Below are 21,149 nucleotides of genomic sequence, written 5' to 3'. Positions count from 1 at the left end.
CCGTCCTGGCGGACATCGCCGGCATGCTGCGCGAACTGCTGGAGGAGTACGGCCTCGACGAGGCCGAGATCGGGCGGGAGACCACCTTCCACGACGACCTCGAGCTGGAGAGCATCGACCTGGTGTCGCTGTCGGGGACGCTGCGCGAGCACTACGGGGACCGGGTCAACTTCGCCGAGTTCGTCGCCGACCTCGAACTCGACGAGATCATCGCGCTCACGGTCGGGCAGCTCGTGGACTTCGTCGTCGAGTCGCTGCGCGCGACGGAAGCGGGCTGATACGGGATGAAGATCCGTACCGGTGACATCACCACCCACGTGCAGCACCTCCCCGCCGCGGTGCGGGAGGGGCAGCAGGGGGAGCCGCCTGTCGTGGTGTTCGTGCACGGGCTGCTGACCGACAGCCTGGCCAGCTACTACTTCACGCTCGGGCCCGCGTTCGCGGCGGCGGGCATCGACGTGATCATGTACGACCTGCGCGGCCACGGCCGCAGCGAACGCCCCTCGACCGGCTATCAGGTGGAGTGCTTCGTCGACGACCTGATCGCACTGCTCGACGCGCTCGGCGAGCAGCGGCAGGTGCACGTGGTCGGCAACTCCTTCGGCGGGACCGTCGCGGCGGGCGCCGCGGCCTGGTATCCGGAGCGGATCGCGACCCTCACTCTCATCGAGGCCGAGCCGCCGGTCCAGCGGTGGACACGGCACATGGCCGAGGGGCTCGCTCTCGCCAAGGAGCAGCTCGTGCACGAGGAGGTCATCGACTGGATCAAGGAGAACCGCGGTGCGCAGACCGCGCGCCTGTCGCGCATCGCCGGCCGCATCCTCAACTCCACCACGCTCGGCGCGGAGGTGTGGAGCGGACGCGTCATGGACGACGACCTGTCGGCGATCACCTGCCCGGTGCTGGCGATCTTCGGCGAGGAGTCGGGCCTCGTCGCCCAAGTGCCGCTGTTCGAGAGCGCGCTGGAACGCTGCCGTACGGTCGTACTGCCCGACCAGGGGCACTCCGTACTGGTGGAGCGCACCAAGGAGACGCGCGACCTGCTGCTGGAGTGGATACGCGAGCACGACCTGCCCCAGCACCACGGCGACCGCACCCCCGTGCACGAACTGGCAGAGGCCGTACGGTGACTCGCTTCCTCTTCGTCGTCCCCCCACTGGTCGGGCACACCAACCCGCTCCTGGGGGTCGCCGCCGAACTCGCCCGCAGGGGCCACCGGGTGGCCTGGGCCGGGTACGGCGACCAGATCCGGCGCCTGGCGGGCGAGGAGGCCGAGGTCCACGAGACGCAGATGCCGGACACCGCGCTGCGCAGGCCTCCCAAACTGATCGGACCGGCCGCCTTCCGCTTCCTCTGGGAGGACTTCTTCGCACCGCTGGCCAGGCTGATGGCGCCCGGAGTCGAGACCGCCGTCCTGGAGTACGGACCGGACGTGGTCGTGGCCGACCAGCACGCCGTCGCCGGTGCGCTGGTGGCCGAGAGGCACGGCATCCCGTACGTGACGTCGGTGACGACCTCCGCCGAACTCACCGACCCGCTCTCGTCGATGCCGAAGGTCGAGGCCTGGCTCAAGGGCATCTTCGCCTCGCTGCGGGAGCAGTTCGGCGACGCACGGCACAGCGGCGACCCCCGCTTCTCGCCGCACGGGATCATCGCCTTCACCGGCCGCGCCCTGCTCGGTGACGCCCCGCTGCCGTGGGACGGCGTACATCTGGTGGGCCCTGCGATCGCACCGCGGGCGCCTCAGTGCGACTTCCCGTACGGGAAGCTGGACCCGGAGCGCCGCAAGGTGCTGGTGACGCTGGGCACGGCGAACGCCGACGCGGGGGAACGGTTCCTCAAGGAGGCCGTCGCCGCGCTGGAGGAGCTGCGCGAGAACGTACAGGGCATCGTCGTCGATCCCGGCGGACTCCTCGGAGGGCAGCACGAGCGGCCAGGATCGGGGCTGCTGGTACGCGAGTTCGTGCCGCAGCTCGACCTGCTTCCGCACCTCGACGCCGTCGTGTGCCACGGCGGCCACAACACCGTGTGCGAGTCGCTGTGGCACGGCGTACCGCTCGTCCTCGCGCCGATCCGCGACGACCAGCCGATCGTCTCGGGACAGGTCGTCGACGCGGGCGCCGGGGTGCGGGTCCGCTTCAACCGGGTGGACGCGGCACGGCTGGCCGCGGCCGTCGACTCCGTGCTCGATCCGGCGGGCGGCCACCGGGCCGCGGCCGCGGAGATCGGCCGTTCCTTCCGGGAGGCCGGTGGTGCGCGGGCTGCGGCCGACCACCTCGGCCGTATCGCCGCACGCGCGGCGAACTACCAGGCAGCAGGCTGATTTCCGCCCGACCAGCGACGTCAGGACTCACATGACGCAGGCTCCCGGACCCCACGAGCCCTTCGGGTTCTTCCAGGGCACCCGGCCCCAGGCTCCGCCGCAGTCTCCGCCCCTGCCGGAGCGGCCGGGCGACCCGCGGGCGAGCGTGCTGCGGATCGACCACCGCAAGCGCGCGCCGCTGCGCGTGCTGATGGGATACGCCCGTCCCCACCGGCTCGTCCTGTTCGCGACGCTGCTGCTGGTGCTCGCCTCCAGCGGCGCCGGCCTGATGCAGCCGCTCGTGGCTCAGCAAGTACTCACCGGACTCTCCGACGGGGGCGACGTCAAGGGCCCGGTCATCCTGCTCGGCGCCCTCGTGGTCGCGGGCGCCTGCCTGACCGGACTCCAGTCGTGGTGGCAGCAGCGCACCTCGGAGCGAGTGGTGCGCCGCGTACGGCAGGACCTCGTGTTCCGGTTGATCAGGCTGCGCGTTCCCGAGCTCGACCGCCGGCCGCCCGGCGACCTCATCGCCCGCGTGACGTCCGACAGCACACTGCTGCAGAACGCCGCCACCGAGGGCCTGGTGATGATCGCCAACGGCATCCTCAGCATCGTCGGCGCCGGCGTGCTGATGGGGGTCGTTCATCTGCCGCTGCTCGGCGTGACGGTGGGAGTTCTGCTGACGGTCGGCCTGGTGATGGGCGGCATCCTGCCGCGCATCCGCAAGGCGGTCGCCCGTGCCCAGGAGTCCATCGGCGAGGTCGGTTCGGCGCTGGACCGCACCCTCGGCGCGGCCCGTACGGTGAAGGCCAACGGCGCGGAGGACCGGGAGACCGAGGTGGCCGACCGCGCCATCGACGGCGCGTACAAGGCGGGGCTCGTGGGCGCCAAGTACGTGGCGCTCGTGAAGATACTCTCCGGCGTCTCCATCCAGGCGGCGTTCCTCGCGGTGCTCGGGGTGGGCGGTGCGCTGGTCGCCTCCGGGGACCTGGGGACGCCCGAGCTGATCGCCTTCCTGCTGTACGTCTTCTACCTGGCGAGCCCGATCGGCTCCCTCGTCGGCGGGCTGGGCATGCTTCAGCAGGGGCTCGGGGCGGTGGGCCGCATCGAGCAGATCAAGCGCATGGCCGTGGAGGCGGACGTCGACGAGGCACCCGAGGCTCCCGCGACGCCCGGCACACCGGGTACGCCCGGAGCGCCTTCCGCGCTGCGGGAACTGCCGCGGCATCCGGCGAGCGCCGGCGCGAAGCCCCCGGTGAACAGCCGCCCGAACCGTCCCGTCGGCGGCGGGGTGAACGGGCATCCGGACGTGGCCGCGGAGCCGCAGGGCAACCCGGCGTCGACGATGAAACTGCAGGCGATCGGGGCCCGGGCAGCCGGTGTCCGCAGGCCGCCGACCATCGAGTTCCGCGACGTGCGCTTCTCGTACCCCGGCCGCGGCACGGCCCTGAAGGGCATCTCCTACACCATCCCGGGCGGTACGCAGACCGCACTCGTCGGACTCTCCGGCGCCGGCAAGACCACCATGTTCGCGTTGCTCCAGCGCTTCTACGACCCCACGGCCGGCCAGATCATCATCGACGGCGTCGACATCGAGTGCATGCGCAGAGCGGAGGTGCGCCGCCGCATCGCGTACGTCGAGCAGGACTCGCCGGTGATGGCGGGCACGCTGGAGGACAACCTCAAGTACTCGGCGACGAACGCCTCCGAGGCGGACATCGCCGAGGCGCTGCGCGTGACGCGTCTCGACGCGCTGATCAGCCGCCTGCCGGACGGGCTGCGCACGGAGGTGGGCAACCGCGGTGTCTCCCTCTCCGGCGGAGAACGCCAACGGCTCGCGATCGCACGGGCGTTGCTGCGCAAGCCGGAGGTGCTGCTGCTGGACGAGGCCACCGCGCAGCTCGACGCGCGCAACGAACAGGCGCTGCGCGAGGCGGTGGACCAGGCGGCCCGCCGGTGCACCGTCATCCTCATCGCGCACCGGCTGTCCACCGTCACGCACGCGGACCAGATCGTGGTCATGGAGCACGGTGAGATCCGCGCACTCGGCAGCCACGAGGAACTGGTGCGGGCCGACGGTCTCTACCGCGAACTCGCCGCTTCGCAGATGCTCGTGGGGGAGGAGGACGCGGGCAAGCAGGGCGGTGGGTCCGGCGGTGCGACGGGCGGTACTGCGGTTGGTGCGCCGGGTGTTGCCGGCGATCCTCAACGGCCCGCGCAGCCACGGGCACAGGGTCCGGCACCGGGCCAGGGCCAGGCCCCGCCGCAGGGACCGGGAACGGGAACGGCACCGGGACGGGGACAGGCACCGGCACCGGGACAGGCACCGGCACCGGCACCGGGACAGGCACCCGGCCGGCGTCCGCCGCAGCAGGCGTCCGCCCCCGAACCCCCGCCCGCGCCAGGGCCGCCCGCCCAGGGCCAGGCCCCGGGCCGCCCGCTGGCGTCGCCGGGCGGCCCTCCGCGTCGTTGATCGCGGACGCGACCTGCCGCGGCCGGGCCTGTCATGGGGCCTGCCGCAAGCCAGAAGGGCGCCCGCCGGAAACGGCGGACGCCCTTCACAACCCCGCCAGGGGTGCTGTGGTGTGACAGGTGGTCAGCCCATCAGCGGGTTCAGGGCGGCGAGGTAGCCGTCCCGGTGCCCTTCGACGTTCGGGTGGTAGGACTCGTTCAGCTTGTCCCACTCCAGGCTGGTGACCCATTCGTCGCTGCCCGAGCAGATCGTGTGCGGGTCGAATACCGGCCGCGCGTCCAGGAAAGTGAATCCTGCTTCCTTCGAGCGCGCGGACATGATCTCGGCGAGTGTGTCGGCCGCGGAGTTCAGCGCGGTCCGTTCCTTGTCACTCAGGCCGAGAATGCCGCAGTCACCTCCAATTGTGTAGAGCCGCGGATATCCGACGACGATGATTTTCGCGGACGGCGCCGCCGCGCGCACGGCCGAGTACGTCTTGGAAAGCGCCGGCGACAGCGTGCTGTTCGCGGCCGCCTTCGCCGCCTCGACCCCGGCGATGCAGTCGGCGTCCTCAAGGGTGAGGATGCAGTTCTTCAGCACGTCGACGAATCCGACGTCGTTGCCGCCGACCTGTACGGTCACCAGGGAAGTGTCCGGAGTCAACTGACCGACCTGCGTGTTCATCACGTCGGCCGTGGTCGCGCCCGAGCACGCCGCTTCCACGAATCCGACATCCGGGTGCGCGGCCGCCCACAGCCTCGGGTAGGCGGTGGGGCCACGCCGGCACGGGTCGTCCGGATTGTCGTACGTCTTCGTTCCTACAGCCACGGTGTAGGAATCACCGATGGCCACATATTTGCCCGCGGCAGCCTGTGATCCCGGAGCGACGAAGGCTATGGCCACCATCGCAAGCAATGCGGCGAACAGCAGCTTCAACGAGCGCATGAAGTTGTCTTCTCCGAAGGTGGGGGATGAGAACAGAACATCATAGAAATAGCAGCAGGCCTGCTCGCGTGGGTACGCCCGCGTACGTAATTTTTGGATCACGTTTCGATAAACTCAGACATTCTCGATCATGATTCCGTGATCAATTCATGGTGGCAATACCGGCAAATGCGGGCGACTTTGTTTCAAACTTTTCCGGTGTCACGGGACTGAAATTGCGGCTGCGATTCCGGATGCGGGACGCTCTTCGCGCGGACGGTGTCCGGAGGCGGGTACGGGCCGCTGCCGCCACAGATCAGCTGCCTGCCGTGAAGGCCCTTCACCGTGCCGTCACTCCGTCCGACGATTGCCGTCACGTCGTCAACAGGCGCACCGGCGCTTCGCGTTCGCAACCCGCACACGGGCGGTGGAGGGCGGCGCCGGTGTACGCGATCGCTCTTTCGGGGGAGCGCCGGGCAGACGGAACGGTTCCGCTGCCGGGGCGCTGCATACCGTCCCGGCATGCACGCCACGACGAATCGCGCTGCGGACCGTACGACGGACCGCACGACGCACGGCACCCGGAATCCAGCGGGGGACGGCCGGGACGCCCGTAACGGCCCGGGCACGGACGAGGACGCACCCGCCCGCGGAGGCGAAGAGGCCCCCGCGGCAGGCCCGTTGACGGCCGCGACCGTGACCGCGCTGCACCTGGCGGCGTTCCGCACGCTGCGCGACCGCACCGTCCCGCTCGCCCCGGTCACCGTGCTGACCGGGCCGAGCGGCAGCGGCAAGTCGGCCGCCCTGGAGGCGTACGAGGCGCTGGCGCGGCTCGGCGGCGGCGAGGTACTGGGCGAGGTCTTCGGCCGGGCGTCCGGCGGCGCGAGCGCGTACGTGCCCCGCCGTTCCCGTCCCGACTGCGAGGGCCGCCGGGGCTTCCGGCTCGGCTGCACCGTCGACGGCCCCGCCGGGCCCGTACGGTTCGAACTCGCGGTGCAGGCCGAGCCCGTACTGCGCATCGCGGGCGAGCGCCTTTCGGTGCCCGGCGGCCGGACCCTGCTCTCGACCGCGCTGCGCGACCCCTCGCGCCCCACCGTCCAGGCCGAGTGGCACAGCGCCGGCGGCGGCCGTGTCACGCGGGCACGGCTCCCGGACGACAGGCTCGCCACGGCCCTGCTGCCGCTGCGAGTCGCGGGCGGTACGGAGGAGGAACGCCGGGTACTGGCGGCCGCCGAGCAGGTCGTGGTGGCGCTGCGCTCCGTCTTCGCCTGCGACCCGCGTCCGGAGACGATGCGCGACCCGGTTGTCGCCGCCGACGGCCTGCTGCGCGGCGGGTGCGACAACGTGGCGGCGGTGCTGCGCCGTACACGCACGGAGTGCACCGTCCGCTACGGGCATCTCGTGGCGGCCCTGCGAGCCGGATGCGCCGGCCCCGTCGCGGATGTGGTCGCCGACGTCTCGCAAGGGGTGGGCGAGGAGGGGCGCGTGCGTGCGGCGATCGTCCGCGGCACCGCGGACGGAAGGAGCGGGCCCGGGGACGCCCGTACGCCCCTGGAGTGGCTGGGCGACGGGGAGTTGCGCTACGTGGCCCTGGCGCTGGTGCTGCTCACGGGCCCGGGTGTGCTCTCGATGGATCCGGCGCAGGAGGTGCTCCCCGCACGGCAGGCGCTGACCGTGCTCGCCGACGGATTCGACCGTGGTCTGGACGCGGCGCAGACGGCCGGACTGACCGCGCTTGCGGTGCGGATGGGGCTGCGGGGGCATGTGCGGCTGCTCGCCGCGGTGAGCGACGCGGGGGCGGCTGCAGCGCTGGGCGGGCCCCGGTCCGTACGGAGTCCGGGGGAGGCGCGGAACCAGGAGGTGTCCCTGGTAGACCTTGGGCCGTGAGTGAATTCCCTTCCCCCTCGGCGTCCTCCGGCAACGAACCCTCCCCGCAGCCGCAGCCGCAGCCGCAGCCGCAGCCGCATCCGGGCGCGGGCCGAAACACGGAGCCGGGCGCGTCGCCCGGCACCGCCGTGACCGTGGCCCAACTGCAGCGCCGGCTCGCGGAGTTCGCCGAGGCCCGCGACTGGGGGCGGTATCACACACCGAAGAATCTGGCCGCGGCACTGAGCGTCGAGGCGGGCGAACTCGTGGAGATCTTCCAGTGGCTGACGCCCGAGGAGTCGGCCCGGGTGATGGAGCGCCCCGAGTCCGCGCAGCGGGTCGAGGACGAAGTCGCGGACGTCCTCTCGTATCTGCTCCAGTTCTGCGAGGTGCTGGGCGTGGACGTCCTGAAAGCGCTTGCCGCGAAGATCGAACGGAACGAGAAGCGTTTCCCGACTACCGGAACCGGTCACTCTATGAAGTGACGAACGAATAGTCGCAAGGCGGTATGTCCGGATTGGAACCAATTTCCCTGACTTACCTGCCTGTTGAATGTCACTCTCTGTAGTGACATCTGGAGGGAGGTGGCGCAGTTGGATGCCGTGCATCTCATCAAGGCCACCCGGCACGCGCTCGCCGAATGCGAGTCCGTGGAAGACATCATCGCCGAATCGTGGCAGGTACAGGCCCTCGCCGGGGCGATCGGGAGTCATCTCGCGGCGAGCGGCCCGCAGTCGGTACGGGCGGAGGCGCTCGGTCTGAGCGAAGCGGGCGGCCGGGCCTGCCGCTCGTGCGCCTCCTCCGGGGTGCCCGCCGGCGAAGTGTGCGAGGTGCATGATGCGCGTGCCGACCGGCTCTCCCAGATCCAGGACGCCAAGTGCGCTCTGTCCGACCTGAGCGGGCTGCTCGCGGAGGCGGGTGTCGCGCTCGTGCTCGTGGCCGTCACCGCGAGGGAGGAAGGGCTCTACTGGCAGTGCATCGAGGCCATCGACGCCGCCGACGAGTCGCAGGACCGGGTATCGGCCATTCTTCGAAGGCTGGAGGTGCACGAGCACGGTCCGGCGGCCTGAACGGACCGGTACGAGCCGCACGTTCCGCACCCCCGCGGGAACCGCACCCCCCGCGGGGATCCGCATGCCCCGCACCCCCCGCGGAAGCCCCAGGACGGGTGCCACCTGCGCGGACCTGACGGGACACGGACGGGGGTGAGGCAGGATGGCCTCATGAGGCTGCGCGTATTCACCGAACCCCAGCAAGGAGCGAGCTACGAGACGCTGTTGCGCGTCGCGAAGGCCGCCGAGGACCTGGATTTCGACGCCTTCTACCGGTCCGACCACTATCTCGCCATGGGCGACGGGGACGGCCTGCCCGGCCCGACCGACGCCTGGATCACCCTCGCCGGGCTGGCCCGTGAGACCAGCCGCATCAGGCTGGGCACCCTCATGACCGCGGCCACCTTCCGGCTGCCGGGTCCGCTCGCCGTCCAGGTCGCCCAGGTCGACGCCATGTCGGGCGGCCGGGTCGAACTGGGCCTGGGCAGCGGCTGGTTCGAGCAGGAGCACACCGCGTACGGAATCCCCTTCCCCAAGGAGAAGTTCGGCCGGCTGGAGGAGCAGCTTGAGATCATCACGGGCCTGTGGTCGACGCCCGTAGGCGAGAAGTTCAGCTACGACGGCACGCACTACACGCTGAGGGACTCGCCCGCGCTCCCCAAGCCGGCCCAGTCCAGGGTGCCGTTGCTGATCGGTGGCCACGGGAAGGTGCGTACGCCCGCTCTCGCGGCCCGCTTCGCGGACGAGTTCAACATCCCCTTCGCCTCCGTCGAGGACAGTGAGCGGCAGTTCGCCCGGGTGCGGGCGGCGGCCGGAGAAGCGGGGCGCCCGGACGGGGACATCGTGCTGTCCAACGCGCTCGTAGTGTGCGTCGGCAAGGACGACGCCGAGACCGCGCGCCGTGCCGCCGCCATCGGACGGGACGTGGAGGAGCTGAAGGAGCACGGCCTGGCCGGCTCGCCCGCCGAGGTCGTCGAGAAGATCGGCCGCTACGAGCAGGCAGGTTCCTCCCGGATCTATCTGCAGATCCTCGACCTGTCCGACCTCGGCCACCTCCAGCTGATCTCCGAGCAGGTGCGGACCCAGCTGCCGTGACGCGTCCCGCCGTCCCGCTGAGCACCGCTCTCGCCCGCGGCCCGATCGTCCTGGACGGCGGGCTCTCCAATCAGCTGGAGGCCCAAGGCTGCGACCTGGCCGACGACTTGTGGACGGCACGGCTGCTGCGCGACGACCCCGGGCAGATCGAGGCCGCGCATGCCGCGTACGTACGGGCAGGGGCGCGGGTGCTCATCACCGGCAGCTACCAGGCGTCGTTCGAGGGCTTCGCCCGGGCGGGCGCGGGCCGGCGGGAGGCCGCCGCGCTCTTCCGCCGCAGCGTCGCGCTCGCCCGCGAGGCGGCGGCCCGAGCCCGGGAGCCGGTGTGGGTCGCCGCCTCGGTCGGCCCGTACGGCGCGGTCAGCGCCGACGGCGGCGAATACCGCGGCCGTTACGGGCTGAGCGTGCGCGAACTGGCCGCCTTCCACCGCCCGCGGATCGAAGCGCTCGCCGAGGCCGGGCCGGACGTGCTCGCCCTGGAGACCGTGCCGGACGCCGACGAGGTGCGGGCACTGCTGGAGGCCGTGGCCGGCTGCGGCGTACCGGTGTGGCTGAGCTGCACGGTCGCCGGTGACCGCACCCGCGCCGGGCAGCCGCTCACCGAGGCATTCGCACCGGCCGGCGGGCTGGACCAGGTCGTCGCGGTGGGCGTCAACTGCTGCGCCCCGGCCGACGTCGACTACGCGATCGAGCTGGCGACGGCCACGACGGGCAAGCCGGCCGTCGTCTACCCCAACAGCGGCGAGCGCTGGGGCGGCGTCCACGGTCGCACATGGCACGGCCCCGGCTCCTGGTCCGCGGACCGGGCCGCCGGCTGGGTCGAGCGCGGCGCCCGCCTGGTCGGCGGCTGCTGCCGGGTGGGCCCTGCCCTCATCGCGGAGCTCGCCGGGGAGCCGGCGCTCGGGGGCCGCGGGGCCTGAGCGGCCCGTGGGTGGCAGACGTGAGGCTGCTGCTCCTCCGCCGGGTGCGCCGGAGGACATGCTCTCTCCAGCGGGACAGGTACCTCCGGTTGCCGCGGAGCCAGGCTGCCGCAACGGCGTATGGACGACCGCCCAGGTCGCCGGACCGGGGCCCCGTGCACGGGGCGCGGAAGGGAATCCGCACCGCCCGGATCCGGGGCGGTCCCGGTGCCCGCGCGAGGGCCGGGGCGCCGCGGCCCCGGTCCACCCGCCGCCTCGACCGCCGCCAGCGCTAGGGCCGCGCATCTTCCGCAAACACTACGCGCGTCACATCGGCCTCGGCGAAGATGGAGGTATGGGATTCCATGTCGACTCAGAGGCCGGACGGCTGCGCCGGGTCATCCTGCACCGGCCTGACCTGGAGCTGAAACGGCTCACGCCGACGAACAAGGACGACCTCCTCTTCGACGACGTGCTGTGGGTCCGCCGTGCCCGCCAGGAGCACGACGCGCTGGCGGACGCGCTGCGCGACCGCGGAATCGCGGTGCATCTCTTCAGCGATCTGCTGGCCGAGACGCTGGACATCCCCGAGGCCCGCGCTCTCGTCCTGGACCGCGTCTTCCACGAGAACGAGTACGGGCCGCTCGCCACGGCCCATCTGCGCGCCGCCTTCGACAGGTTGCCGACGAAGGAGCTGACGGAGGCGCTCGTCGGCGGCATGACCAAGCGGGAGTTCCTGGAGGCGTACGAGGAGCCGGCCTCGGTCCGCTTCCACGTGCTGGATCTGGACGGCTTCCTGCTCGCCCCGCTCCCCAACCACCTCTTCACGCGCGACACCTCCGCCTGGGTCTACGACGGCGTCTCGATCAACGCGATGCGCTGGCCCGCCCGTCAGCGCGAGACGGTGCACTTCGAAGCGATCTACCACCACCACCCGCTCTTCGCCGGGCCCGGCAGCCCCGCCTTCCACGTGTGGTCGGAGGGCCAGGGGGCGTATCCGTCCACCATCGAGGGCGGGGACGTGCTGGTCATCGGCTCGGGCGCGGTGCTGATCGGGATGAGCGAGCGCACCACGCCGCAGGCCGTGGAGATGCTGGCGAGGGGGCTCTTCGCGGCGGGCTCGGCCCGTACGATCGTGGCGCTCGACATGCCAAAGCGCCGGGCGTTCATGCACCTGGACACGGTGATGACGATGGTGGACGGCGAGACCTTCACCCAGTACGAGGGCCTGGGCATGCTCCGCTCGTACACCATCGAGCCCGGCGGCAGCGCGAACGAGCTGAAGGTGACGGACCACCCGCCGGAGCACATGCACCGAGCCATCGCGGCGGCCCTCGGGCTGGACCACGTCCGCGTGCTCACGGCGACGCAGGACGTGCACTCGGCGGAGCGCGAGCAGTGGGACGACGGGTGCAACGTGCTGGCCGTCGAGCCGGGCGTCGTGCTCGCCTACGAACGCAACTTCACGACGAACACGTTTCTGCGCAAGCAGGGCATCGAGGTGCTGGAGATCCCCGGCAGCGAGCTGGGCCGGGGCAGGGGCGGCCCGCGGTGCATGAGCTGCCCGGTGGAGAGGGACCCGGTCCGGTAGCCGTGCGGCCGGCCAGCCGGAGAAAGGTCGGCAAGACCGCACTGTATAGAGATTCGAATGTCGGTATAGAATTCCAGGTCGGACATCAGTCAGCCCAGCCAGCGACCTAGGAGCCCTCATGGCGACAGACCTCACGGGCCGCCACTTCCTCAAGGAACTGGACTTCTCGCCCGAGGAGTTCCGTCACCTGATCGATCTGGCCGCCGAGCTGAAGGTGGCCAAGAAGGCGGGCGCCGAGCAGCAGCGCCTGCTGGGCCGCACGATCGCGCTGGTCTTCGAGAAGACCTCCACGCGTACGCGCTGCGCGTTCGAGGTCGCCGCCGCCGACCAGGGCGCGGGCACCACCTATCTCGATCCGGGCGGCTCGCAGCTCGGGCACAAGGAGTCCGTGCGGGACACCGCGCGCGTGCTGGGCCGGATGTACGACGGCATCGAGTACAGGGGCAGCGGCCAGGCCGTCGTCGAGGAGCTCGCGGCCTACGCCGGCGTCCCCGTCTACAACGGCCTGACCGACGACTGGCACCCCACGCAGATGCTCGCCGACGTGCTCACCATGACCGAGCACTGTCTCAAGCCCCTCGACGGGACCGCGTACGCCTACCTCGGCGACGCCCGCAACAACATGGGCAACTCCTACCTCGTCACCGGTGCCCTGCTCGGCATGGACGTGCGCATCGTCGCCCCGCGGGTGCTGTGGCCCGAGGAGGCGGTCATCGCGCAGGCCCGCGCCCTCGCCGGGCGTACCGGTGCCCGCATATCCCTCACCGAGGACGTCGAAGAGGGCGTACGGGCAGTCGACTTCGTCGCCACCGACGTGTGGGTGTCGATGGGCGAGCCCAAAGAGGTCTGGGACGAACGCATCGCACTGCTGCGGCCCTACTCCGTGACCATGGACGTGCTGCGGGCCACCGGCAATCCGGATGTGAAGTTCCTGCACTGCCTGCCTGCCTTCCACGACCTGGGCACGGCCGTGGGACGGGAGATCCACGACCGGCACGGCCTGGACTCACTGGAAGTGACGGACGAGGTCTTCGAGTCGGCCGAGCACTCCGTCGTCTTCGACGAGGCGGAGAACCGGATGCACACCATCAAGGCAGTGCTCGTCGCCACCCTGGGGCGGTAGGAGTCACCATCCGGCGCGGTAGGAGGACTTCTTCCCCGCATGCGGCCGGCCGGCAGCCGGGAAGAAGTCCCCGTCCGGCGGGGTCTCCCTGTGCGCCGGTGGCGGGGTCTCGAACGACGCCGCGTGACGCAGGTGTTCGGCGAGCGCCTCGGTGGCGGCCGACGAGGCGTGGTCCTCGATGCCCCAGGCCAGGAGATGGTGGCGGCGGGCCCAGGGGTCCTGCAGTTCGCAGACGTCGAGCGGCTGGTCCGGGTCGACGGCGCGCCGCGGTACGACGGCGAGCCCCGCGCCGCCGGCCGCGAGCGCGACGAGAACGCTGAGGTCGGCGACCGTGGTGCGGTAGCGGGGCACCGCCGCGTGCGGTCCGAGGTGCTTCTCGGTCCAGCGGCGCAGCGAGGAGCCGGGGTCGAGCCCCACGAGAGGGTGCTCGGCGGCCTCGCTGTACGTCAGCGCGGTCCGCCCGGCGAGGATGCCGCCGGCCTGGCCGATCACGACGAGGGAGTCGTCACCGAGGGGCTCCGCACGGAGGCCGCAGTCGCGGGCCTCGTCGTCGAGGACGACCCCGAGATGCGCCTCGCCGTCCGCGAGCATCCGCACGGTCTGCGGGGTGCGGCTCTCGGAGACGGTGACGTCGACGTCCGGGTGTGCGCGGAGGAACGAGACCAGGGCACGCGGTACGAGCCGGTGCATCGCGGAGCCGCCGCCCAGCAGGGTCAGCGCTGTGGTCCGGGACCTGCTGTAGCCGGCGACGGCGCTTTCGAGCCGCGCGGTCCGGGTGAGCACGTCGCGCGCATGGCGGGCCAGGGCCGTCCCCGCCGGCGTGGGCCGCACGCCGCGCCGACCGCGGACCAGCAGCTCCACGTCGGCCTGGCGCTCAAGCGAACGCACCCTGGCGCTGGCCGAGGGCAGGCTCAGATGCATACGGGCGGCGCCCGCCGTGATCGACCCCTCCGTCACGATGTGGAGGAACAGCCGCAGGTCGTCCAAGTCGTAGCGCACGCCCTCAGCCTAAGGCGCGGGCTTAGGCTGGGTTCGCCGATTACGCATTGTGAGCAGCACGGTCACGGTCCGATGCTCGACGCGTGTACGAGATCCCGCTGATCATGCTGGCCGGTGCCGCCGCCGGGGCCCTGAACGCCATCGGCGGCGGTGGCACCTTCGTGGCGCTGCCCGCCCTCGTCGCTTTCGGCCTGTCGCCGGTGACGGCGAACGCGGTGTCGCGGATCGCCCTCGTACCCGGGGCAGTGGCCAGTACATGGGTGTACCGGGGCGAGCTCACCCGGGTCGGAGCGACACCCACCAGGGCGCTGACCGCGGTCAGCGTCGCCGGTGGCGGAGCCGGGGCCGGTCTGCTGCTGGTGCTGCCCGCTTCGTCGTTCGACGTCGCGGCGCCCTGGCTGCTCGCCTTCGCCACGATTGTCCTCGCCTTCGGGCGCCGCTTGTCACGGGCGGTGAGCACCGCGCTGGGCCGCTCGGTCACCATGAGCTCCCGGGCCGTACTCACCGGGCAGTTCTTCCTCGCCGTGTACGGAGGTTACTTCGGCGGTGCCGTAGGCATCCTGATGCTGGCCCTGTGGAGCATCGGCCTCGGCCTCGACACGGCGGCCGCCAATCCGATGCGGATCGCGCAGCTCGCGGCCATCTTTCTCAGCGCGACCGTGCTGTTCCTCTTCGCGTCCGACGCGCTGCGGGTTCCGCTGCTGCTCACCTCCATGCTGGCCGGTGCCGTGGCAGGCGGCTTCGCCGGCGCCCACCTCGCCCGCCGCCTCCCGGCCGCACTGCTGAGGGGCGTCCTGCTGTCCACCGCCGTGACCACGACCGTCCTGTACTTCCTGCGCGGCTGACCCAGTGCGGTCCTGCGGACCCTGTGGCGTACGCCGTTCTAGCCGTGCAGCGCGAGATAGGGCGCGAGAGCCAGCAGCGTGCCCGCGAGCGCGAACTTGAGCTTGCGGACGGGCACGGCGTGGGCGATCTTCCAGCCGAGCACGACCCCCGCCAGTTCCGGGACGCCGACCAGTGCCGCGAGCATCCAGTCGATCGAGCCGTGCACCAGATATCCCACGGTCCCCACGCTCGCGATGACCACGGACTGGGCCTGTGCCGCGGCCAGCGCGGGCAGCAGCGGCAGACCGCAGACCACCAGCAGCGGCACGCTCAGCATCGGACCGCCCAGACCGAAGAGCCCGGCGGCGGTCGCGACGACCAGCCCGACGGTGCCCGTGAGGACCGGTGAGAGGTCCCTGCCGCCGCCGTCCTCGCTCGCGGAGGCACGGCGCTCGCGCACCCACACCAGGATGCCGGTCGTGGCGACGGCGACCGCGAGAAGAACCGCGAACCCCCGCCCGCCGACAAGGGTGTTGAAGAGCACGCCCAGGGGTGCCCCCACCAGCGCGGTGGCCGAGAGGATCACCGCGACCCGGCGCGTACGCGCGTCGCGCAGCTGACCGGAGCGCGTGAACGCGGCAGTGCCGAGGGCTCCGGTCGCGATGTGCGTGGCGATGGCCGTGCCGGCGACGCCGGACGGGGAGAGGCCCGTCAGCAGGAACATGCCGATCGTGGGCAGCACGCCGCCCGGCCCCACAGCCGTGATGCCGATGCCGCCCAGCAGTCCGAAGAGCGCCAGCAGCACGAGGATCAGCGGATCGAGCTCCATCAGCCTGTTCCCTCCCGTTCCCTCCCGCGCGACCGGCGACCACGCTATCCGGCGCGTTTACGGGCACCGGGTGCGGCCGCCCACGGTCGTCCGCGGGCTCCCGTCTATCGCGCACCCGTGACGGCAGTCACGAACCGGTGATACGTTCACGTCGTGCCGTCGCCCGCGTTGCTGAGGAGGCCCGAGCCGTGAGTGAGCCCACCTGGACCAGCGAGCACCGTGCATCGGAAGGCCCCGCATGAGCCCGTACACGGGGTCGGCCCGCCCCACCGGCGAGTGGCAGCACATCCGGGTCTCCGAGGACGACGGTGTCGTCACGGTCACGCTGGCCCGCCCGGCGCGGCTCAACGCCCTCACCTTCGGCGCGTACGCCGATCTGCGCGATCTCCTGGCCGAGTTGTCGCGGGAGCGCCGCGCGCGTGCGCTCGTACTCGCGGGGGAGGGGCGCGGTTTCTGCTCGGGAGGTGACGTCGAGGAGATCATCGGCGCCACGCTGGACGCCGACACCGGGGCGCTGCTGGATTTCAACCGCATGACGGGCCAGGTCGTACGGGCGCTGCGCGAGGCGCCGTTCCCCGTCGTCGCGGCCGTGCACGGCGTCGCCGCGGGCGCGGGCGCGGTGCTCGCGCTGGCCTCCGACTTCCGCGTCGCGGACCCCACCGCGCGCTTCTCCTTCCTCTTCACCAAGGTCGGTCTCTCCGGCGGGGACATGGGCGCGGCCTATCTGCTGCCGCGCGTCGTCGGGCTGGGTCACGCGACCCGCATCCTCATGCTCGGTGAGCCGGTTCGGGCTCCGGAGGCCGAACGCATCGGTCTCATCAGCACGTTGACCGAGGAGGGTGAGGCACACGGAGCCGCGGCGGACCTCGCCCGCAACCTCGCCGACGGCCCGGCTCTCGCCCTCGCCCAGACCAAGGCGCTGCTCACGGCGGAGCTGGACCTGCCGCTGTCGGCGGCCGTCGAGATGGACGCGTCCACGCAGGCGCTGCTCATGCACAGCGAGGACTACGCCGAATTCCACGCGTCCTTCAGCGAGAAGCGGTCGCCGAAGTGGCGGGGCAAGTGAGATGAGCGGGCGGCCCACGACCGGCAGCGGCACCGGCGACCGCGACGGCACGGACACCGGCGCCGGCAGCGGCGCCACGGGCATGCGCGTCGCCGTCGTGGGCGGCGGGCCGGGCGGCCTGTACGCGGCCGCGCTGCTCAAGCGGCTCGACCCGTCCCGCAGCGTCACCGTCCACGAACGCAACGCCCCCGACGACACGTTCGGCTTCGGCGTGGTCCTCTCCGACGAGACCCTCGGCGGCATCGAGCATGCCGATCCGGCCGTGTACGCCGCGCTCCAGCGGGAGTTCGTGCGTTGGGACGACATCGACATCGTGCACCGCGGCCGCACCCTCACCTCCGGCGGACACGGGTTCGCCGCGCTGGGGCGCCGCCGGCTGCTGGCCGTACTGCACGAGCGCTGCCGCGAGCTGGGCGTGGATCTGCGCTTCCGCAGCGAGGCACCGCCGCCGGACGAACTGGCCGCCTCCCACGACCTGGTGGTCGCCGCCGACGGAGTGCACAGCACCACCCGCGACGCGTTCGCCGGTGTCTTCCGCCCGCAGGTGACCACGCACCGCTGCCGCTACATCTGGCTCGCCGCCGACTTCGCGCTCGACGCCTTCCGCTTCGAGATCGCCGAGACCGAGCACGGCGTCCTCCAACTCCACGCGTATCCCTACGAGATGGCGGGCGGGGCGGGCCCCGGTGCCTCCACCGTCATCGTCGAGGCGCGCGAAGAGATCTGGCGGGCCGCGGGACTGGACAAGCTGGACGAGCGCGGCTCCGCCGAGCAGTGCGCCAAGCTGTTCCCGGAGACCCTCGCCGGCAGGCCGCTGCGCGGGAACAACTCGCAGTGGATCGCCTTCCGTACGGTCGTCAACGAGCGCTGGTCGCACGGGAACGTGGTGCTTCTCGGCGACGCCGCGCACACCGCGCACTTCTCCATCGGCTCCGGCACCAAGCTCGCCGTCGAGGACGCCCTCGCCCTCGCTGCCTGCGTCGAGGAACAGCCGGACCTGCCGGCGGCGCTCGCCGCGTACGAGGAGGAGCGCCGCCCCGTCGTGCTCTCCACGCAGCGCGCGGCGCGCGGCAGCCTGGAGTGGTTCGAGGACCTGGCGACCTGCACCGGCCAGCCGCCGCGGCAGTTCGCCTTCAACCTGCTCACCCGCAGCCGCCGCGTCACCCACGACAACCTCCGGCTGCGGGACCCCGGATTCGTCGCGGGAGTCGAGGCGGAGGCGGGCGTCCCCGAGGGCACTCCGCCGATGTTCACGCCCTTCCGGCTGGGCGGACTGACGCTCCGCAACCGGATCGTGGTCTCCGCGATGGACATGTACTCAGCCGGGGACGGAGCCGCGGACGCGTCCGGGGACGGCGCCGACGGCCCGGGCACCTCCGGCGTCCCGGGCGACTTCCACCTCGTGCACCTGGGCGCCCGCGCGCTGGGCGGGGCGGGCCTCGTCATGACGGAGATGGTCTGCGTCTCGCCGGACGGCCGCATCACGCCCGGCTGTACGGGCCTGTGGACTCCGGAGCAGGAGGCGGCCTGGAGCCGCGTCACCGGCTTCGTGCACGCGCAGTCGCCCGGCACGGCCATCGGCGTCCAGCTCGGGCACTCCGGACGCAAGGGCTCGACGAAGGTCATGTGGGAAGGCATCGACGAGCCGTTGCCGGAGGGCAACTGGCCCGTCGTGGCGCCCTCACCGCTGCCCTACCGCGAAGGAGTCAACCAGGTACCGCGCGCCCTGACCGCGGTCGAAATGGCCGCCATACGGGAGGAGTTCGCCGAGTCCGCACGACGGGCCGCCCGGGCCGGCTTCGACCTGCTCGAACTCCATTGCGCCCACGGCTACTTGCTCTCCAGCTTCCTCTCACCCCTGACCAACCGCCGCACCGACGCCTACGGAGGCGGCATCGAAGGCCGCCTCCGCTTCCCACTGGAGGTCTTCGACGCGGTCCGCGAAGTGTGGCCCCGGCAGCGGGCGATGACCGTGCGCGTGTCCGCCACCGACTGGGCCGAGGGCGGCATCACGCCCGAGGAGTCGCTGCGCGTGGCCGCCGCCTTCAGCGAGCACGGCGCCGACGCGATCGACGTGTCCACCGGACAGGTCGTCGCCGAGGAACGGCCCGACTTCGGCCGCTCGTACCAGACCCCGTACGCCGACCGCATCCGCAACACCCTCGGAGTGCCCGTCATCGCCGTCGGCGCCATCTCCTCCTGGGACGACGTGAATTCGCTGCTGCTCGCCGGACGCGCCGACCTGTGCGCGCTGGGACGGCCGCACCTGTACGACCCGCACTGGACGCTGCACGCGGCGGCCGACCAGGGCTACGAGGGGCCGGGAGCCCCCTGGCCCCTCCAGTACCGCGCGGGCAGCCGCAAGCCGCCCACGGGCCGCACGGACGCGCCGAAGCCGCGGCTCTCGCTGTAACAGGGACCGCCGCGCGGTTCCGGCTGGCGCCTTGCGGGTTCCGGGTGTGCCTTCGGTGCGTGGTGCGTGCCGGGGGCGTGCCACTCCGGGAGCCAGTCCGGACGGCATGATTTCCCTCCCTGCACTGGTACGGGCCTGTGTGCTGCCATTCATGTGCCGGTCCGCAAATCACGCTTGACTCTCCGGACGTGGCTCCCTGCGCGTCCCGCCCCCTCCCGGCCGTCGGCGGCTTTCCCCCGGTGGCCCGAGCGAGGTGCTTCGTCCCTCCCGTCAGGCCCGGGGCCCCTGGGTCGGCTTACGAGACCAGGGGCCCAACACACCCCTGTTCAGGGGTGGTTGGAGGGGGCAACCGATCCCAGCTGGGGAGGGGGATGCTGGCTCTGTCATGACCACGGTCGGGAAGCCGCTGAACCGGGGGAGGGGGTGGGACGTGGAGGCGGTGATTCCGGGAAACTCAAGCAGGATTTGCGGACCGGCACATGAAAGGCAGGACGAAGACCCGTACCGGTACAGGGAGGTGAATCATGCCTTCCCGGAGCCGCCGCCGGAACGGCACGCACCCGGCACACACCACGCACCCGAGGCGAATCCCCGGCAAACCCGCCGCGTCAGCGGCGATACGTGTCGCGGTCCGGGTTCCAGTCCTCGTCGAACCAGCGGTCGTCCGGCTCGCGCCGGTTTCCGACGATGGCCGCGATCGGCGGGATCACCAGTGCGGCCACGCACAGCCCGACAGCGGCCGGAATCGAGATCAGCCGCACGAACGCCCATGCGCTGACGAAGAGCACCAGGCACGTCGTCATCAGCACGAAGTAGCGTTTGCGCCGTCGCGCGTACATGTCTCCAGGGTAGTGCGCCGGGCCCGGGTCAACGCCTCTCGGCGAACCCCACCGCGTACTCGCGCCCGGGCTCGCGCAGCTTCTCGTGCAGCGCGAAGAAGACCTCCGCGGAGCGCTCGCCGGGCCAGTCCGGCGGCAGCAGCGACGTCGGCAGCCCCGGATCGGCGTAGGGGAGATACCGCCACGCGTCCAGCGCCGGAAGATAGTCCCGGTACGCCTCCTCGGGGGGCACCTCGCGCCGCCGTGACCAGGAACGCAGCACCGGCTCGTGCACGTCCAGGAAGGACCGGTGCAGCGCCGCCAGGGACGGCAGATCCCACCAGCGCGCCACCGCGTCCGCCGTCGGTTCGAAGCCCTCGTGGGTGCCGCTGAAGAGATCCACGTACGGGGTGAGACCGAGCCGTCCCAGGCTGTGACGTGTCTCCTCCTCCAGGTGGGACGGGGCGATCCAGATTCCCGGTGCGGCGTTGCCGAAGCCGAGCCGGGACAGGCGGGAGCGGAGTATGTGGCGGCGACCCCGCTCGCTCTCCGGAACGGAGAAGACGGCCAGCAGCCAGCGGCCGTCCGGCACGGGGCGGGCGTAGACGCGGCGGTCGCCGTCGTCGAGGAGCTGCCGGCCCGCCTTCGACGGTGCGTAGGTGGCCGCCTTGCTGCCGGGCCGGTCCGCGGTGAGCAGCTCGCGCCGCTTCAGCCGGGACACGGCCGACCGTACCGACGGCGCGTCGACGCCGACCGCGCCGAGTAGTTGGATCAGTGCGGAGACCGGCACCGTGCTGCCGGGGAAGGCCCGCCCGTACGCCCCGTAGAAGGTGAGGATGAGCGAACTCGGCGACGGCGGTCTGGGTGCGGCGGGCTGCTGCTGGCTCACGCGGTC

19 protein-coding genes are annotated in these 21,149 nt (G+C 71.9%); 14 read left to right on the top strand and 5 right to left on the bottom strand.

Annotation, left to right across the window (positions count from 1 at the left end):
- Positions 1-23 precede the first annotated feature (23 nt).
- Genes ACSMXX_RS05820 through ACSMXX_RS05805 form a run of 4 tightly spaced genes read left to right on the top strand, consistent with a single transcriptional unit; the run spans position 24 to position 4,775 of the window.
- On the top strand, positions 24-278 hold the full coding sequence (locus tag ACSMXX_RS05820; RefSeq protein ID WP_473184654.1) for an acyl carrier protein: 255 nt from the start codon (positions 24-26) through the stop codon (positions 276-278).
- 6 nt (positions 279-284) lie between these two features.
- Positions 285-1,130 (top strand): alpha/beta fold hydrolase, encoded by an 846-nt coding sequence (locus ACSMXX_RS05815; protein ID WP_473182967.1) that lies wholly within the window; start codon positions 285-287, stop codon positions 1,128-1,130.
- Positions 1,127-2,323: a glycosyltransferase gene (locus ACSMXX_RS05810; protein ID WP_473182966.1), complete on the top strand. Its 1,197-nt coding sequence runs from the start codon at positions 1,127-1,129 to the stop codon at positions 2,321-2,323. Before ACSMXX_RS05815 ends, ACSMXX_RS05810 begins: the two co-directional genes overlap by 4 nt.
- A 31-nt stretch (positions 2,324-2,354) precedes the next feature.
- Positions 2,355-4,775, top strand: coding sequence for an ABC transporter ATP-binding protein (locus ACSMXX_RS05805; RefSeq protein ID WP_473182965.1), 2,421 nt, complete (start codon positions 2,355-2,357; stop codon positions 4,773-4,775).
- Between the two features lie 123 nt (positions 4,776-4,898).
- Here the strand turns inward: ACSMXX_RS05805 and ACSMXX_RS05800 are convergent, their stop codons facing one another.
- Positions 4,899-5,699 (bottom strand): SGNH/GDSL hydrolase family protein, encoded by an 801-nt coding sequence (locus tag ACSMXX_RS05800; RefSeq protein ID WP_473182964.1) that lies wholly within the window; start codon positions 5,697-5,699, stop codon positions 4,899-4,901.
- A gap of 501 nt (positions 5,700-6,200) precedes the next feature.
- Between ACSMXX_RS05800 and ACSMXX_RS05795 the strand changes: the two genes are divergently transcribed.
- The 7 genes from ACSMXX_RS05795 (at position 6,201) to argF (ending at position 13,304) form a co-directional block, all read left to right on the top strand.
- Complete coding sequence (locus ACSMXX_RS05795) at positions 6,201-7,565, top strand: AAA family ATPase (RefSeq protein ID WP_473182963.1); 1,365 nt, start codon at positions 6,201-6,203, stop codon at positions 7,563-7,565.
- A 128-nt stretch (positions 7,566-7,693) separates the two neighbouring features.
- Positions 7,694-8,029, top strand: coding sequence for a nucleotide pyrophosphohydrolase (locus ACSMXX_RS05790; protein ID WP_473184653.1), 336 nt, complete (start codon positions 7,694-7,696; stop codon positions 8,027-8,029).
- Between the two features lie 99 nt (positions 8,030-8,128).
- Positions 8,129-8,614, top strand: coding sequence for a DUF6099 family protein (locus tag ACSMXX_RS05785; protein WP_473182962.1), 486 nt, complete (start codon positions 8,129-8,131; stop codon positions 8,612-8,614).
- 153 nt (positions 8,615-8,767) lie between these two features.
- Positions 8,768-9,691: an LLM class F420-dependent oxidoreductase gene (locus ACSMXX_RS05780; RefSeq protein WP_473182961.1), complete on the top strand. Its 924-nt coding sequence runs from the start codon at positions 8,768-8,770 to the stop codon at positions 9,689-9,691.
- Complete coding sequence (mmuM, locus tag ACSMXX_RS05775) at positions 9,688-10,611, top strand: homocysteine S-methyltransferase (RefSeq protein ID WP_473182960.1); 924 nt, start codon at positions 9,688-9,690, stop codon at positions 10,609-10,611. Before ACSMXX_RS05780 ends, mmuM begins: the two co-directional genes overlap by 4 nt.
- Before the next feature lie 334 nt (positions 10,612-10,945).
- Entirely contained in the window at positions 10,946-12,181 is a 1,236-nt protein-coding gene (locus ACSMXX_RS05770; protein WP_473182959.1) for an arginine deiminase, read from the top strand.
- Positions 12,182-12,299: 118 nt separating this feature from the next.
- Complete coding sequence (gene argF, locus ACSMXX_RS05765; protein WP_473182958.1) at positions 12,300-13,304, top strand: ornithine carbamoyltransferase; 1,005 nt, start codon at positions 12,300-12,302, stop codon at positions 13,302-13,304.
- A 3-nt stretch (positions 13,305-13,307) separates the two neighbouring features.
- On the opposite strand, the gene ACSMXX_RS05760 is transcribed toward argF, so the two are convergent.
- On the bottom strand, positions 13,308-14,303 hold the full coding sequence (locus ACSMXX_RS05760; RefSeq protein ID WP_473182957.1) for a LysR family transcriptional regulator: 996 nt from the start codon (positions 14,301-14,303) through the stop codon (positions 13,308-13,310).
- A 104-nt stretch (positions 14,304-14,407) separates the two neighbouring features.
- On the opposite strand from ACSMXX_RS05760, the gene ACSMXX_RS05755 reads away from it, so the two are divergent.
- Positions 14,408-15,148, top strand: a complete 741-nt coding sequence (locus tag ACSMXX_RS05755; protein ID WP_473184652.1) for a TSUP family transporter — start codon at positions 14,408-14,410, stop codon at positions 15,146-15,148.
- 38 nt (positions 15,149-15,186) lie between these two features.
- Here the strand turns inward: ACSMXX_RS05755 and ACSMXX_RS05750 are convergent, their stop codons facing one another.
- Positions 15,187-15,957 (bottom strand): sulfite exporter TauE/SafE family protein, encoded by a 771-nt coding sequence (locus ACSMXX_RS05750; protein ID WP_473182956.1) that lies wholly within the window; start codon positions 15,955-15,957, stop codon positions 15,187-15,189.
- A gap of 238 nt (positions 15,958-16,195) precedes the next feature.
- On the opposite strand from ACSMXX_RS05750, the gene ACSMXX_RS05745 reads away from it, so the two are divergent.
- Entirely contained in the window at positions 16,196-17,023 is an 828-nt protein-coding gene (locus tag ACSMXX_RS05745) for an enoyl-CoA hydratase family protein (protein ID WP_473182955.1), read from the top strand.
- An 82-nt stretch (positions 17,024-17,105) separates the two neighbouring features.
- A complete protein-coding gene (locus tag ACSMXX_RS05740; protein ID WP_473184651.1) occupies positions 17,106-19,436 on the top strand; it encodes a bifunctional salicylyl-CoA 5-hydroxylase/oxidoreductase in 2,331 nt (776 codons plus the stop codon).
- Positions 19,437-20,044: 608 nt separating this feature from the next.
- Here the strand turns inward: ACSMXX_RS05740 and ACSMXX_RS05735 are convergent.
- Positions 20,045-20,275 (bottom strand): DUF3099 domain-containing protein, encoded by a 231-nt coding sequence (locus ACSMXX_RS05735; protein ID WP_473182954.1) that lies wholly within the window; start codon positions 20,273-20,275, stop codon positions 20,045-20,047.
- 28 nt (positions 20,276-20,303) lie between these two features.
- Positions 20,304-21,143: a PaaX family transcriptional regulator gene (locus ACSMXX_RS05730; RefSeq protein ID WP_473182953.1), complete on the bottom strand. Its 840-nt coding sequence runs from the start codon at positions 21,141-21,143 to the stop codon at positions 20,304-20,306.
- Positions 21,144-21,149: the final 6 nt, after the last annotated feature.

The sequence above is a fragment of the Streptomyces sp. DSM 116795 genome (genome assembly GCF_055792905.1).
The sequence above is the reverse complement of the archived record's forward strand: the minus strand, read 5'-3'. Positions and strand labels throughout refer to the sequence as shown.

What these genes read in the sequence shown, in the direction of transcription:
- argF (WP_473182958.1), top strand. Translation starts at nt 12,300, where the DNA reads ATGGCGACAGACCTCACGGGCCGCCACTTCCTCAAGGAACTGGACTTC.
- ACSMXX_RS05745 (WP_473182955.1), top strand. Translation starts at nt 16,196, where the DNA reads ATGAGCCCGTACACGGGGTCGGCCCGCCCCACCGGCGAGTGGCAGCAC.
- ACSMXX_RS05805 (WP_473182965.1), top strand. Translation starts at nt 2,355, where the DNA reads ATGACGCAGGCTCCCGGACCCCACGAGCCCTTCGGGTTCTTCCAGGGC.
- ACSMXX_RS05770 (WP_473182959.1), top strand. Translation starts at nt 10,946, where the DNA reads ATGGGATTCCATGTCGACTCAGAGGCCGGACGGCTGCGCCGGGTCATC.
- ACSMXX_RS05750 (WP_473182956.1), bottom strand. Translation starts at nt 15,957, where the DNA reads ATGGAGCTCGATCCGCTGATCCTCGTGCTGCTGGCGCTCTTCGGACTG.
- ACSMXX_RS05800 (WP_473182964.1), bottom strand. Translation starts at nt 5,699, where the DNA reads ATGCGCTCGTTGAAGCTGCTGTTCGCCGCATTGCTTGCGATGGTGGCC.
- ACSMXX_RS05735 (WP_473182954.1), bottom strand. Translation starts at nt 20,275, where the DNA reads ATGTACGCGCGACGGCGCAAACGCTACTTCGTGCTGATGACGACGTGC.
- ACSMXX_RS05820 (WP_473184654.1), top strand. Translation starts at nt 24, where the DNA reads ATGCTGCGCGAACTGCTGGAGGAGTACGGCCTCGACGAGGCCGAGATC.
- ACSMXX_RS05755 (WP_473184652.1), top strand. Translation starts at nt 14,408, where the DNA reads ATGCTGGCCGGTGCCGCCGCCGGGGCCCTGAACGCCATCGGCGGCGGT.
- ACSMXX_RS05780 (WP_473182961.1), top strand. Translation starts at nt 8,768, where the DNA reads ATGAGGCTGCGCGTATTCACCGAACCCCAGCAAGGAGCGAGCTACGAG.
- ACSMXX_RS05815 (WP_473182967.1), top strand. Translation starts at nt 285, where the DNA reads ATGAAGATCCGTACCGGTGACATCACCACCCACGTGCAGCACCTCCCC.
- ACSMXX_RS05740 (WP_473184651.1), top strand. Translation starts at nt 17,106, where the DNA reads ATGCGCGTCGCCGTCGTGGGCGGCGGGCCGGGCGGCCTGTACGCGGCC.
- ACSMXX_RS05795 (WP_473182963.1), top strand. Translation starts at nt 6,201, where the DNA reads ATGCACGCCACGACGAATCGCGCTGCGGACCGTACGACGGACCGCACG.